At 63.1% G+C, this 15145-nt stretch carries 8 protein-coding genes; 7 read left to right on the forward strand and 1 reads right to left on the reverse strand.

Annotated elements, in window-relative coordinates:
• Positions 1-53: 53 nt before the first annotated feature.
• Positions 54-1700: a Na/Pi cotransporter family protein gene (locus AACY25_RS13335; protein WP_339525138.1), complete on the reverse strand. Its 1647-nt coding sequence runs from the start codon at positions 1698-1700 to the stop codon at positions 54-56.
• Between the two features lie 393 nt (positions 1701-2093).
• Between AACY25_RS13335 and recC the strand changes: the two genes are divergently transcribed.
• The 7 genes from recC to AACY25_RS13370 all read left to right on the forward strand — a co-directional run bounded on the left by recC (position 2094) and on the right by AACY25_RS13370 (position 15100).
• Entirely contained in the window at positions 2094-5354 is a 3261-nt protein-coding gene (recC, locus tag AACY25_RS13340) for an exodeoxyribonuclease V subunit gamma (RefSeq protein WP_339525140.1), read from the forward strand.
• Complete coding sequence (gene recB, locus AACY25_RS13345) at positions 5351-8956, forward strand: exodeoxyribonuclease V subunit beta (protein WP_339525142.1); 3606 nt, start codon at positions 5351-5353, stop codon at positions 8954-8956. Before recC ends, recB begins: the two co-directional genes overlap by 4 nt.
• 181 nt (positions 8957-9137) lie before the next feature.
• The gene (recD, locus tag AACY25_RS13350; protein WP_339525144.1) at positions 9138-10958 is read left to right on the forward strand and encodes an exodeoxyribonuclease V subunit alpha; all 1821 of its coding nucleotides are present in this window, start codon (positions 9138-9140) and stop codon (positions 10956-10958) included.
• Positions 10959-10971: 13 nt separating this feature from the next.
• Positions 10972-12156 carry a hypothetical protein gene (locus AACY25_RS13355; RefSeq protein WP_339525146.1) on the forward strand — a complete coding sequence of 395 codons (1185 nt, stop codon included), beginning with the start codon at positions 10972-10974 and terminating at the stop codon, positions 12154-12156.
• Positions 12157-12368: 212 nt separating this feature from the next.
• Positions 12369-13505: an RNA ligase RtcB family protein gene (locus tag AACY25_RS13360; protein WP_339525148.1), complete on the forward strand. Its 1137-nt coding sequence runs from the start codon at positions 12369-12371 to the stop codon at positions 13503-13505.
• Positions 13505-14119 (forward strand): peptide chain release factor H, encoded by a 615-nt coding sequence (gene prfH, locus AACY25_RS13365; RefSeq protein WP_339525150.1) that lies wholly within the window; start codon positions 13505-13507, stop codon positions 14117-14119. The genes AACY25_RS13360 and prfH overlap by 1 nt, the downstream gene beginning before the upstream one ends.
• 210 nt (positions 14120-14329) lie before the next feature.
• Positions 14330-15100: a substrate-binding periplasmic protein gene (locus tag AACY25_RS13370; RefSeq protein ID WP_339525152.1), complete on the forward strand. Its 771-nt coding sequence runs from the start codon at positions 14330-14332 to the stop codon at positions 15098-15100.
• Positions 15101-15145: the final 45 nt, after the last annotated feature.

A 15145-nucleotide genomic window follows, 5' to 3' on the forward strand; every position in this document is an offset into this window, starting at 1 on the left:
GATAACGGCGGCTAGAATTCCATCTTTCGCCTGAGGCTAACACCCGCGGCAGATTACTCCCCCGCTATGTCCTGACTGTGCAAGGCGCCGGTCTCGCTGCTTTCCAGCACCACATAGGCGCTGGCGCAGAACAGCGAGTTGAGGCGCTTCATATCGGCAATCAGTTCCATGTGCAGGGCGCTGGTTTCGATGCTCTGCACCACTTGATGGTGCAGGCGGCTGACATGGGCGTGGGCCAGGCGGCGCTCCTGGGCGCGGAAGCGGCGTTTCTCGCGCAGCAGCTGGCGCGCGCTCTCTTTGTCACCAGAGAGGAATACCGAGAGGCCCAGGCGCAAGTTGGCCAACAGCTGAGCGTGCAAGGCGGTGAGTTCTTCCAGGCCGCTGTCGGAGAAGGAATGGCGTTGCGCGGTCTTCTGATCCTGCACTTTGCCGAGCATGCGTTCGGTAAGGTCGCCGGCCTGCTCCAGATTCACTGCTAGTTCGATGATCTCCGCCCAGCGACGGCTGTCATGCTCGCTCAACACCTCGCGCGGGACTTGCGCCAGGTAGAGTTTGACCGCGCTGTAGAGCGCATCGACATCGTCATCCAGGCGGCGCAGCTCCTTGCCAAGGGCGGTTTGCCCACCACTCAGAACTTCCAGCAGGCGGTTGAGCATGGTCTCGATCAGGTCGCCGATGCGCAGGGTTTCGCGCACCGCATTGGCCAGTGCCAGGCTCGGTGTGGCCAGTGCGGTGGGGTCGAGATGGCGCGGGCGGGCGACGCCGTTTTCTTCCGGGCGATCCGGAAGCAGCCAGTTGCAGAAGCGCGCCATCAGCCCGACTGTGGGCAGCATTAACAAGCAGCGCAAGCTGTTGTAGAGCAGGTGGAAGGCGATCACCAGTTCCTCGGGTCGCCAGTTCAGGCTGTCCAGCCAGTTGGCCAACGGATCGAGTAGCGGCATCACCAGCAGCAGGCCGATCAATTTGTACAGCAGGCTACCCAGCGCCACGCGCCGCCCCGCTGGGGTTTGCAGGCTGCTGGTGAGAAAAGCCAGCACGCCGCTGCCAATATTCGCACCAATGACTAGGCCGATGGCCACCGGCAGGCTGATCAGGCCGGCACCGGTCAGGGTGGCGGTAAGCAGCACAGCGGCCAGGCTGGAATAGGAAATCAGCGCAAACAGCGCGCCGACCAGCGCGTCCAGCAGCAAGTCGCCGGTCAGCGAGGCGAACAGCACGCGGATGCCCTGCTCCTGGGTGATCGGCGTGGCAGCGGCAACGATCAGCTCCAGGGCCAGCAGCATCAGGCCCAGGCCGATGGCCACGCGGCCGAGCTGGCCGGCGCGGGTCTGTTTGCGTGAGAGAAAGAACACCACCCCGAGAAAGATCAGCAGAGGGCTCAGCCAGCTCAGGTCGAGAGTCAGTACGCGGGCCATCAGCGCCGTACCAACATCCGCCCCCAGCATGATCGCCAGTGCCGGAGTCAGCGCCATCAGACCCTGGGCGACAAATGAGGTGACCAGCAACGCAGTGGCGTTACTGCTCTGTACCAACGCGGTCACGCCGATGCCGGCGGCAAACGCCAGCGGCCGCTTGCTGACATTTTGGCTAAGGGCCTTGCGCAGGTGTGAGCCGTACACCCGCAGAATGCCGGTACGGACGATATGGGTGCCCCAGATCAGCAAGGCAACGGCGGAGAGTAGATTAAGCAGGGTGAGCATGTTGCTGCTCCCTGGCGCGCCCGCCCAGTTACAGCGTGGCGCGTGGTTTTACTTGTTATAAAGGCGAATGCCCTGCCTTTAGCTTTAGCTTGGGTTGGCGCTGCGCGCCAGCGCGACACAGGCAGTCGCGCAATCCCACCGAGCTGCGCGAGCTGATAACCTTAGAACCTGTTTACGGTCTAGCGAGCTAGAGCCGGGCAAGGCAAAAACGGCCGAGGAAGCGGAGTTTACGAGCTGTAAATGAGCATGACTCGTTGCACTCGCCCTTCGGGTCGCGCTAACGCGCGTTAACCGCAAGCGGCTTTCCGAGGCTGTTTTTAACGCCGCCAGGCCGACGCGCAGCAGATCGTAAGCAGGTTCCTGCCCGCTACTGAACGGAAGCGACCCCCGCCGATGCTTACGCTTTATCACGCCCCTGACCTGGAAACCCTTGGCGAGCTGGCCACCACGCTGCTTGCCACGCCCATGCGTGAGCCTTTTGCGCCGGCGCTGGTGGTGGTGCCGAGTCAGGGCATGGGGCGTTGGCTGACCCTGGAGCTGGCGCGCAAGCAGGGCATCGCTATGCAATTGGAGGTGCAGCTGCCGGCGAAGTTCGTCTGGGATCTGTCGCGTCTGTGTTTGGGGCAACTGCCCGAGCAATCGGCGTTTAGCCCAAGCAGCCTGAGCTGGCGGTTGTATGACTGGTTGTGCGAGCCGGCCAATTTGGCCGAAGCGCCGCGCCTGGCGCATTACCTAGAAGGCGGTGACGAACGCAGAAGGTTGTCACTTGCCGTAAAGATCGCCGACGTATTCGACCAATATCTGCTCTATCGCGACGACTGGCTGGCCGCCTGGGAACGTAACGAGCAGCTCGACCTCGGCCCGGACGAAGCCTGGCAAGCGCTGCTCTGGCGTGAGCTGACCCGCGACGGTCACCCGCACCGCGCGCGGCTGCTGGAAGAGCTGCTCGCCCGCCTCTACGACCCCGAGTCCATTGCTGGTTTGCCTGAACGGATTCTGGTGTTCGGCATCAGCTCGCTGCCGCCGCACCATATGCGCGTACTCGAAGGCCTGGCGCGGCATACTCAGGTGGTTCTCTTCGCCCTCAATCCGTGCCGTGAAGCCTGGGGTGAGATTCGTGATATCCGCGAGCTGGCGCGGCAACCCGAAGCCAGTCCAGAAGACTGGTACCTGGATGTTGGCCACCCACTGCTGGCGAGTCTGGGCAAGCAGGGCCGTGACTTTTTCGACAGCCTGTTCAGCCTGGCGTCCAGTGAGGGCAGCCAGGAAATCGGCCTGTATTCCGAGGACGCCGACCTGCAGGATGCCAACCTGCTGCAGGCACTGCAGAATGACATTCTGCGCCTGCGCACCCGCACCGCCGATGAGCGCCTGATGCTGCGCGAAGACGACCGCTCGCTGGAGCTGCACGTCGCCCACTCGCCGCTGCGCGAGGTGGAAATCCTGCATGACCAACTACTCGCACGCTTTGCCGCCGACCCCGGTCTGACCCCGGATCAGGTGGTGGTGCTGACCCCGGATATCGAGCGCTACGCGCCTTATATCGAAGCGGTATTTGCCCCCCGCGAAGGCGTACCGCGGATTCCCTTCAGCCTGGCCGACCGCAGCCTGCGCGCGGAAATACCGCTGATCGAAGCCTTTCTCAACCTGCTGGCGCTGCCGGACAGCCGCTTCGCCGCCGAGGAAATCCTCGCCTGGCTGGAACAGCCGGCTATTGCTCGCCGTGTTGGCATAGAAGCGGAAGATCTGCCGCTGCTGCGCGACTGGCTGCGCGAAGCCGGGGTGCGCTGGGGCCGTGATGGCGCGCACCGCGAGCTGCTTGGCCTGCCCGCCGATGCTGCCTTTACCTGGCGGCAGGGCCTGGATCGCCTGCTGTTGGGCTTTGCCGCACCGCCGCAGCTTGCCGGCCTGGCCGCGCCGCTGCTGGGTGACAGCTGGCCACTGGATGCGCTGGAAGGCGGCCGGGCGCAACTGCTCGGGCGCCTGGCCGGCTTTGTCGAGCGCCTGGCCGCCCTGGCGCAGAGCCTGCAACGGCCACGGCCTTTGCGCGAATGGGCCGAGGGCCTGCAAGTGCTGATCGACCAGCTGTTTGATGAGCGCGAGGCCGGCGACACCCTATTGCTGCTGTCCAAAGCCTGCGCGGCGCTCAAGGAGCAGGGCGACGCCTCGGGTGTTGAGCGGCCAATCGAGCTGGCGCTGATTCGTCAGCAACTCACCGCCGCTTTGGAGCAGGGCAGCGCCGCCTCGGGTTTTCTTACCGGCGCGGTGACCTTCTGCACCATGGTGCCGATGCGCAGCCTGCCGTTTCGCCAGGTCTGTCTGCTCGGCCTGGATGACGGCGCACTGCCACGCCGCACCCCGGCTGCCGGCTTTGACCTGATCAGCCAGAAGCCTCGTCGTGGCGACCGCGCCCGCCGCTTGGACGACCGCTACCTGCTGCTGGAAATCCTGCTCTCGGCGCGCGGCGGCCTGTACCTCAGCTACGTCGGCCGCGACCCGCGCAGCAACGCCGAGTTGCCGCCCTCGGTGCTAGTCAGCGAACTGCTGGATGTGGTCGATCTCACTGCCGTTTGTGGTGTCGATGGGCAAAACGCCAGCGTGCGGATTACTCACCATCATCCATTGCAACCCTTTGCCCCCGGCAACTTCGCCGGCAACCGCCATGCCGGCTTTGCCGCGCCTTGGTTCCGGGCTGCGCAGCGCCTAAGCCAGGCCGTTGAAGCACCACAAGCTTTTGCCAGCCCGCTGGATGAGCTGGACCAAGATTGGTTATCTATCGAGCCTAGCCAGCTGATCCATTGCTTTAAACACCCGGCGCGCTACCTGCTGGAACAGCGCCTCGGCCTGCGCCTGGCGCAGACAGAAGAAACCCTGGCCGGCGACGAGCCGTTCAGCGTCGAGTGGACCAGCCAGCACGGCCTGCGCCAGTTGGCCTTGCAAGCCATCGAGAACGGTTGGAGCGAGCGCCAGGAGCGCGCCGTGGCAGCGGCTTCCGGCTGGTTGCCCGTGGGCGAGTTGGGCCAGGCACATTGGGGACAGATTCGCGGGCCGATCCGCGCCTTCGCCCCCACCCTGTTCGAAGAACGCCCGGAGGATGCCGCGCAACCGCTGCTGGTGGATCTGGAATTGGCCGGCGTGCGTATCCACGGCTGGCTCGATGGCGTAACCAGCGCGGGGCTGTTCGACTACCGCCTGCGTGATCTCGGTGCCTGGGAACTGGCACCGTTCTGGCTGCGCCATCTGCTGCTTAACTGCGCCGCCACGCCCGGAATCAATCGTGACAGCCGCCTGCTTTCGCCGAAAAGCGAATGGCGCCTGGGCCCGCTGGCGAATGCCCGTGAGCTGCTGCAGCCTTGGCTGGAGGCCTACAAAAGCGCGCTGTGTGAACCACTGCCGCTGTTCGCCAAATGCAGCCATGGTTTTGCCCGCAAATGGCGCAACCCAGGGCGCAAGGAGCCGATTGACGCCGCGCGCAGCGAAGCACGGGTGATGTGGCAAGGCAATGATTTTATGATCGGCGAAGGCCAGGACCCCTGGAATGCTCTGGCTTTCCGCGACCGTGAGCCGCTGGACGAGCGCTTCGAAGTCCTCGCCGAGCAGCTCTACGGCCCGGCGCTGGATGCCCTGCAAGGCAGTGAAGAGGACGAAGCATGAGCAGCGCCAGCCTTAACCTGCTGCAGGACAGTTTCACCGGGCGCTCGCTGATCGAGGCCAGTGCCGGCACCGGCAAGACCTGGACCCTGACCGCGCTGTACGCCCGTCTGTTGCTGGAGAAGCAGCTCAGCGTCAGCCAGATTCTGGTGGTGACCTTTACCACCGCCGCCACCGCCGAACTGCGCGAGCGCATTCGCAAACGTCTGGCCGAGTTGCTGGCGGTTTACGAACAGGGGCCGGGCGACGATGCGCTGCTTAACGATCTGCATGCCCAGTACCCGGATGCTGCCAGCCATCGGCGTCTGCTACTGGCGGTGCATGGTTTCGATGAGGCGGCGATCTTCACCATTCACGGTTTCTGCCAGCGCGCCTTGCAGGATGCGGCGTTCGAAGCGGGTGGTGATTTCGACAATGAGCTGACCCATGACGACCGCGAGATTATCGACGCCTTACTCGCCGACCTCTGGCGGCATGAGCTGGCCAGCGCCGAGCCGGAATGGGCGGCGTTTCTGGTGCAGCAGAAGATCACCCCGCAGGTTTTGCGTCAGCGCTTGCGCAATCACCTGGGCAAACCCTATCTGCGCATCGAGCCGCAACCGGGTACACGCAGTGAGATGAGCGCCCTGCGCGCCGCCTGGCAGCAGGCGCAGCGCCTCTGGCTAAGTGAAAGCGCCGGCTGGCTGGCGCAGCTCAAAGCCTTCGAGGGCTTCAAAAGCAACATGTGTAACGCGGCCAAGCTGAGCGTCTGGCAGGCCGAACTGGACGGTTATTTCAGCGATGCAGCGGCGCTGTTCAGCAAGACCGAGGCGCACCGCCGGCTGGCTCGCGAAGGGCTGAACAAGGCCAGCAAAAAGGGCTGCGAAGCGCCGGCCAATCCCCTGGCCGCCGCGCTGCAGGCGCTCTGCGATGCCCTGGATGCCGCACAACCTGAGGCCGAACAACGCCTGATCGACCTGCAGGTACGGCTGATCCATCAGCTTAACGAGCAGCTGCCGGCACGCAAGGCGGCGCAACGCCTGCTGGCTTTCGATGACCTGCTCAACAAGCTGCAGCAGGCCTTGCAGGGTGAGGGCGGTGAGCATCTGGCCAGTACCCTGCGCACGCAATATCCGGTGGCGCTGATCGATGAGTTTCAGGACACCGATCCAGTGCAGTACCGGGTGTTTCACCGCATCTATTCAAACCCTGAGCGAGGAATTGACGCAGTCAGCGAGGCGCGCAGTAGCCAGGCTGGTGACCTGTGTTTTGTCGGCGATCCCAAGCAGGCCATCTATGCGTTTCGTGGTGCAGATCTGGCGACCTACCTCAAGGCCCGCAGCGAAGCCGCGCGGCAATACAGCCTGGCCACCAACCACCGCTCGACCCCCGAGCTGATCGCCGCGCTTAATCAGCTGTTCGACCGGCCCATGCCCTTCGCCGAGAAGGGCTTGGATTACCAACAGGTCGGGGCCAGCAGCAAGGTGCGGGCGCAGTTGGTGCTGCCGCCCGCTGACAATGAAACCGACGCGCCGCTGGCGCTGGTCTGGCTGGATAACGACTACCTGGGCAAGGGCGAAGCCGGAGCGTTGGTGGCGCGGGATACAGCACGGCGCATCGCGGCGGTGCTGAGTGCGAGCAGTCAGGGCCAGGCCTTCTTTGAAAATAAAGAGAGCGAACAGGACGGCACGCGCACCCCACTCAAGGGCGGCGATATCGCCGTGCTGGTGGCCAGCCACCGTCAAGCCGGCGAAGTGGCCGCCGAACTGGCCGCCCGCGGGGTGCCCAGCGTGCGCCGCGGCAAGGAAAATGTCTGGCACAGCGAAGAGGCGGATGAACTGTCTGCCGTGCTGGCCGCCTACGCCGAACCGGGCCGCGAGGGCGCATTGCGTTATGCCCTGGCCAGTCGTCTGCTGGGCCGCAGCGCTGCCGATCTCGCCGCCTGCAGTGAGGACGCTCAAGCCTGGGACCGCGAGCGCGAAGCCGCCGAGCGTTATCACCAGCTGTGGCAGCAACAGGGCTTTATGCGTGCCTTCCGCGCCTGGCTGGACGAGCAGCAGGTGGCCCAGCGCCTGCTGGCCCTGGTGGATGGCGAGCGCCGCCTGACCAACCTGCTGCACCTGGCCGAACTGCTGCAAACCGAAAGCCTGCAACGCCCCGGCCTGGAGCAATTGCTCGCTTGGTTTAACGCCCAGCGCAGCGCCGAGGCTCATGGCGAAGACGCCCTGCTGCGCCTGGAAAGCGATGCAGAACGGGTGCAAATCGTCACCATCCACACCTCCAAAGGCCTGGAATACCCGCTGGTGTTCTGCCCCTACCTGTGGGACGGCGCGCTGCTGCGCCAGAGCGAAGACATCAGCTGCCACGCCGACGACGGCACACAGCTGCTGGACTTGGGCAGCGAGCAGATCGACACGCACCGCGAGCGCGCCCGTCACGAACGCTTCGCCGAAAAGCTGCGCCTCACCTACGTCGCCCTAACCCGCGCCCGTGACCGCCTGTGGCTGCACTGGGGCCCGGTGGATTGCAAACCAAGAAAAGACGGCACCCTCGGCGACAGCGGCCTGCACAGCAGCGCCCTGGCCTGGCTGCTGCACGGCCGCGCGCTGCCGGGTGAGGATGCCTTGGCCGAGCTTGCTGGCCATCTGCAAAGTCTGAGCCCGCAAGGTTTGCGTGCAGAAATCGAGCAGCTGATCGCCAGCAGCCAGGGTCGGATGGCCATCCAGCCATTGCGTGAAAGCGAGGCCAGTGCCGCCGGTGAGCAACGCGCGCCGGCCCCGCAGCAACTCGCCACGCTACAGCGCAGCCTGCACAGCGCCTGGCGTATCGGCAGCTTCTCCGGGCTGGCCGCAGGTATGCATATGGAAGCGCCGGATCGCGACGGTCTGGTGCTGCCGGATGCCAGCGAGCCGGGCACCGGCTTTTTCGCTTTCCCCCGTGGTGCGCGGGCCGGTACCTGCCTGCACGCGATTCTGGAAGACTGGGCGCGCGGTAAAGGCGCGCTGAATGAGCTGATCGAGCCGGGGCTGAGCGGACACGGCATTAGCAGCGACTGGCAGGCCGTGGCGCTTATTCATTTGCAACAGGTGATCGACGCCGATCTGGATGGCCAGGGCCTGACGCTGGCCGGCCTGAATCCTGCGCGACGCTTGCCCGAGCTGGGTTTTACCTTTCCGCTGGCCGGGCTGGATGTGCAGCGCCTGCGCGCGATTCTCTGCGACCCGGCCCATGGCCTGGCTGCACCGATGCGCGAGGCGGCGGCGCGTTTGGAATTCGACAGCCTCAAGGGCTTTCTCAAAGGCTTTATCGACCTGACCTTCGAGCACGACGGGCGCTGGTATATCGCCGACTACAAGTCCAACTGGCTCGGCCCGGACGCCAATTACTACGGCGGCGATCGTCTGCTGCAGGCTCTGGCTGCCGAACATTACTACCTGCAATACCTGATCTATCTGGTGGCGCTGCGGCGCTTCCTGCGTCAGCGTCTGGACGATTTCCAGAACGAGCAACTGGGCGGTGCCTACTACCTGTTTCTACGCGGCATGCCGACGGCTGGGGTTTATTTCTCGCGGCCCAGTGACGGGCTGCTGGATGCGCTGGATACCTTATTTGAGGAGGGCAGATGAGGCTGCTTCGTAGCCCGGATGCCATCCGGGAGCGGACCTCGCGCCGCCCAATCCCTTCCCCGGATTTCATCCGGGCTACGAGATCGACAGGGATTGGTTGGGTAGGGTGGATGATGCTTTTTTCATCCACCATGGCTATTGGTGGATGGGTGAAGCGTCATCCACCCTACGGGAGGACTCTATGACGCTCGCCGACTTGCCCCTCGGTCCGCTGGAGCGCGCCCTGGTTGCTAGCCTGCTGCGTCTCGACCCTGCGGCTTCACCGGTGGTCTTGGTTTCGGCGGCGCTGCTTTGTATGGCGTTGGACAAAGGCGATGTGTGTCTGCCACTGGCGCGATTGGTCGGGCAGCGACCTTGGCCGGAGCACGCATTTAACATGCCGGCGTTGGATGAATGGCAGGCGCAACTTGAGGCCTCAAGTCTGGTTGGCGGTGACGGTTATTTCACCCCGCTGATTCTTGAGCATGGCCGTCTCTATCTGGCGCGCTATCAGGCCTACGAACGTCAATTGTCTGAGCAGTTGTTGCTGCGCTCCGCCGATCTGCCTGTGGTGGATGAGGCGCAATTGAGCGAAAGCCTCGGTCGACTGTTTGCATTTAACCAGCAACAACCGGACTGGCAGCGCCTGGCCGCCGCGCAAGCGGTGCGGCGCAAGCTGGCGGTGATCTCCGGCGGCCCCGGCACCGGCAAAACCACGACCGTGGTACGCCTGCTGGCTGCATTGCTTGAACAGCCCGGGGCGGCAAACTTGGCCATCGGCCTGGCTGCGCCTACGGGCAAAGCCGCGGCGCGAATGGCCGAGGCGATCCGCAATGCCAAGGCCGCACTGCCGGTCAGCGAGGCGATCAAGGCAGCGCTGCCGGATGAGGCGCGCACCCTGCACCGCCTGCTCGGCAGCCGCGGCGACAGCCCGCAGGTACGCCATCATGCGGCCAACCCGCTGGCGCTGGATGTGCTGGTGGTGGACGAAGCCTCGATGGTCGATCTGGCGCTGATGGCCAAGCTGCTTGACGCTCTGCCTCCGAGTGCCCGGCTGATTCTGCTCGGTGACAAGGACCAGCTGTGCGCCGTGGAAGCCGGCGCGGTGTTTGCTGAACTCTGCGAGGGTCGTGGTTTCGATGCTCAGGCGGCAAGTGAGCTGCAGCGTGTTACCGGCCAGCAGGTGCCGGTCAGCCAGCCCAGCTCGCAGCTGGGCGATGCGGTGGTGCTGCTGACACACAGTCATAGATTCGCTGGCGACAGCGGCATCGGTGAGCTGGCGCGGCGGATCAACAGTGGCGATGTCAGCGGCACGCTTAACCTGCTCAAGGAAAATCGCAGCGACCTGGCCTGGAATGCCCAGCCAACGCCCAACGATCTGCTGGAGCGTCTGGATCAGGGCTACGCGCCCTTTATCGCTGCCGCAAAAAGCGCCGACCCGGCAGCAGCTTTCGCCACGTTCAATGCCTTCCGCGCACTCTGCGCCCAGCGTGAAGGCGCTTGGAGCGTGGCCGGTATCAACGAGGCGCTGGAGGCGCGAATCAAACGCCGCAGCCAGGTGCCAAGCCGGGAGCGCTGGTATGTCGGCCGGCCGGTGATGGTGCGGCAGAACGACTACGCCTTGGGTCTGTTTAACGGCGATATCGGCATCTGCCTGCACAGCGAATACGGCCTGCGGGTGTTTTTTGAAGGTGAGGACGGCTATCGCCCCTTCGCTCCGGCGCGCCTGCCCAGCCACGACAGTGCCTTCGCCATGACCGTGCACAAGAGCCAGGGCTCGGAGTTCAGAGAAGTGCTGCTGGTGCTGCCCGAACAACCCAGCCCGCTGCTGAGCCGCAGCCTGTTCTACACCGGCATCACCCGGGCCAAGCACAAGGTAGAAATCTGGGCCCTGCCCGCCCGCCTGGGTGAAGCCGTGGCCACCCGTGCCGAGCGTGCGGCGGGGTTGGCTGAGCGTTTGGAGATACCAATGTCTGAAAATGCTGCACCTGTGATAACGCAGGAACAGCTCGATCTTTTCTAACTAGGAGTTTTAGGTGAGCAACGGAATGTTCTGGTGTCGACTAGTGGCAATCTTTCTGGGCGTGGTTCCACCTGCGCTATTTGCTGCTGAAGGGCCGCAGGTCTACAGCGGGATGCTGGGCAAGATGGCGATAGTAGTGGAACTCGATCTACGCGACCCTGAGCAGGTCATTGGCCGCTATTTTTACCGCAAGCATCACCATGACTTGGCCTTGGAGGGCCGACTGCAAGGCCAGCAGCTCAGTCTGGTCGAAGGCCGAGACCAGTACGACGACGTTCCGCGTCCCGAACTGCGCTTGCAGCGCAGCCCGCAGGGGTGGCAGGGCGAATGGGTCGGGCCCCAGGGCAAACGGCTGGCCGTTACGCTTACCCAGCCGACTATCGAGGAGCCGCCAGCGGGAGCCGAACCCTTCTGGTATCGCCTATACGACACATCACCCTACGAGTTCCTGCGTCTCAAGGAGTTGCCGCTAACGTCTGGCAAACAGCAGGAGTTTATGGGCCATGAGTTGCAATGGTGGACGGAGCCCGTTTCGGGGCTGGCGATGTTCGAAGTGCTGAGCGGTTACCCCCAGGCACAGCTGGATTCGATCAACCAGCAGTTGCGCGCACGCTTGCGTGAGGAAGTGATCGACTATCACGCTTGCAAGCTGGGGGCGGGTGGTAGATGGGGGGAGTTTCTACAAACCGTGCGGCCGCGACTGCTGTTGGCGGATGTTGTAAGCCTAAGCATTTTTACCAGCTACGACTGCGGTGGAGCCCATCCGGATTTCGGTGATGCGCCGCTTACGCTGGATGTACGTAGCGGAAAACCGCTGGGCCTGGAGGATCTGCTCTGGGTCGGTGACGGCCCCGCTTTTCACTACCTCGAAACGCGAGAGCACAAACCGGATGAGGACTCGGTGAGCTTCGACGTGTTTTCCCAATACCGTAATCGGTACTTTGCGCCTTGGTTGGTCGAGCAGTGGCAACAGATTGCTCCAGACGAGTTGCCAGAGCCTGGGGATGATCTCGAGTGCAATTACAGCGACCCGGACCTCTGGGATTACCCCAGTTGGTATCTCAACGAGAAGGGTATCGTGTTCGATCCGATCTTCCCGCGCGTCGCGCGTGCCTGCGAAGGTACCGAGTGGTCGGTGCTGCCCTATGCGGTAGTCAAGAATCATCCCGGTCGGTTGCGCTTGGCATTGCCGGACTAAGGTGGGGTATTGCACTGCGCGCATCATCGGCCTAGGATGCGCGCCTCTCTCAACCGACAGCAAAGGAGCCACATCATGCAACAGCTGATCAACCTTTGCAGATCGCGCCTGGTTTAATCGCCTCTTCCGCAGCTCTTCGCAGCGGTTCGCATTGCCCGGCTTCGGCCTGCCAACTCCAAGATTTTTTCGTTTCAACCAATTTGGATTGGACTATGGGCACTTGCATTAGCAATTTGTCCGACGGCATCGTTTTGATCGCCGCGGACGACACTTGGATCGAAGGAAAAGCGATCCAACAACTTGAAACCACCGCACGCCTGCCGGGCATGCACCGGGTCGCCGGGATGCCGGATCTGCACCCGGGGCGCGGTTATCCGGTGGGGGCGGCGTTCTTCTCCACTGGTCGGCTGTATCCTGCGTTGGTCGGCAACGATATCGGCTGCGGCATGGCGCTATGGCGCACCGATATCGGCGTGGCCAAGCTGAATCTGGACAAGCTGGAAAAGCGCCTCGGTAGTCTCGAAGGTTCCCTTGACGATGATTGGCAGGAGGCCATCGCGGCTTTCGGTCTGCCGCCGAGCGGTCATGAGCGTGCCCTCGGCACCATTGGCGGCGGCAATCACTTCGCCGAACTGCAGCAACTCGATCAGAGCTTCGACGATGAAGCGCTGGCGAACCTCGGTATCGACCGCAAGCAGCTGTTGTTACTGGTGCACAGCGGTTCGCGTGGGCTGGGCGAGGCGATTCTGCGCGAGCAGGTCGACTTGTTTGGTCATCAAGGGTTGGAGGCCGGCTCTGCGGCTTGCGCCCATTACCTGGCACGTCACGATGGCGCCTTGCGCTTCGCCGAGGCCAATCGGCAGCTGATCGCTCGGCGCATGCTCGAACGGCTGCGCGCCGATGGCGGACAGTTACTGGATATCAACCACAACCTGGTATCGCCAGCACATATTGCGGGTCAGGACGGCTGGCTGCACCGCAAGGGCGCCACCCCGTCCGATCAGGGTGTGTTGGTGATTCCTGGCTCGCGGGGCGACTACAGCTACCTGGTGCAGCCGCTGGCCGACGAACGCAGCCTGTTGTCTCTGGCCCATGGCGCGGGGCGTAAATGGATGCGCAGTGACTGCAAGGATCGCCTGGCCGCGCGTTACAGCGTCAAGCAGCTGGAGCGTACGGCACTGGGCAGCCGAGTGATCTGTGCCGACCGGGCGCTGATCTACGAGGAAGCACCAGAAGCCTACAAGGCCATAGATTCGGTGGTCGGTGCGCTGCGCGAGGCAGGTCTGTTGCGGGTATTGGCACGCCTGAAGCCGGTGCTGACCTACAAGACGCGCGGAGGTTGCTGCTGATGATCCTTCTGCAATTGTCGGCGGCCCAAGGGCCAGAAGAATGCGCCTTGGCGGTGGCCAAGGCGCTCAAGCGTCTACTGGCGGAAGCCACGGAATTGGGTGTTGAGGTGCAGGTGCTGGAGCAGGAGGCCGGCGAGCGCCCGGCAACTTTGCTTTCGGTCTTGCTGGCGTTGAGCGGTGAAGGCGCCGAACAGTTGGCGGATGTCTGGAGCGGCTCGCTGCAATGGATCTGCGTCAGTCCTTATCGGCCGGCGCATCGGCGTAAGAACTGGTTCTTCGGGGGCGCGCGTTTTGCTGCGCCGCCGGCCAACCTGGAAAGCCAAATCCGTTTCGAAACCCTGCGTTCTTCCGGCCCCGGCGGCCAGCACGTCAACACCACGGACTCGGCAGTACGCGCCACTCACTTGGCCAGTGGCATTAGCGTCAAGGTACAGAGCGAGCGCAGCCAGCACGCCAACAAGCGTCTGGCGTTGCTGTTGATCGCTCAAAAGCTAAGCCAACGTGAGGAGCAGGCACATGGCGACTTAAGGGCCGAACGGCGTCTGTTTCATCATCAGGTGGATAGGGGCAACCCGACACGGATTTTCCGCAGTTTGAGTTTCACATCCGAGTGATGTGAGCGGTACTAACTCAAAGGCCAGGCATTTGCTGTGCTGCTCGTTTGGGCAGCACAGCACACTACCTGTGCAAGATCAGTCCTTGGGGGCCAGGCACTGCTCCGGCCTAACTGGGCTAGCCAGGATAAGTGTGTCGCCTACACTCAAGTGCTAACTCTCTGGAGTTATCACCTGCGCCGTCGTATTTAAAGCTAAGGTCAAGAGCTGATGTTTGCACGACTATTTGCCAGCCTGCTGCTGGGCCTGATGTGTTGTCATAGCGCCATAAGCGAGGAACTGCGGCTGGTTACGGGTGACGACTACGCACCGTTTACCGGAAAAGCGCTACCCGCTGGGGGCATGCTCACACAGGTTGTTCAAGCAGTGCTGGCGCTGAGCGATATCGACAGCACACTGGACTGGCAGCCCTGGAATCGCGGCTATCTGAAAACTTTACGAGGCGAGTACGACGCCACCTTTCCCTATGTGCCCACGCCTGAGCGAGAGCAGGAATACATCTACTCGGCACCCTTGCTGGTGGTTGAGCATCATATTTTCAGCCGTAGTAATGATCCCATCGAGGCCCTAGATTCTGAGCAGATTCGGGGGCGAAGCGTGTGCATACCGCTAGGTTGGCAACCCTCTGCTCTGCTCCAAGGATTTCTGGATCAAGGGGTTGTGCGACGCCACTCACCGATAGGTATCAAGGAATGTGCGAGGTTGATATTGATTGGCCGTGACGATTTCTTTGTCGCCGATCGACGCCTTGGCGATACGGCATTGCAGTTGATTGGTGCTAGCAATGGCCAGTTACAGCGTTCGGCTGAAATGATCAGTACCAGCTCTCTGCACCTGATCGTGCCGCACAATCACCCTCGCGGCTCGCTGATCATCGCGCAGTTCGATGCCGGCCTAGATCGCCTCAAGGTCAGCGGTGCTTATCAGCAAGTTATAGAGGGGTATATAGAGTCTCGGGCGCTGCTGCAGAGTAGCCAGTAGCTCGGTGAGGCGTCTTGTCGCTGCCCTCTGACGGGCAGTTGGTTG

This window comes from Pseudomonas sp. EA_35y_Pfl2_R111 (assembly GCF_963970955.1).
Classification (GTDB): domain Bacteria; phylum Pseudomonadota; class Gammaproteobacteria; order Pseudomonadales; family Pseudomonadaceae; genus Aquipseudomonas.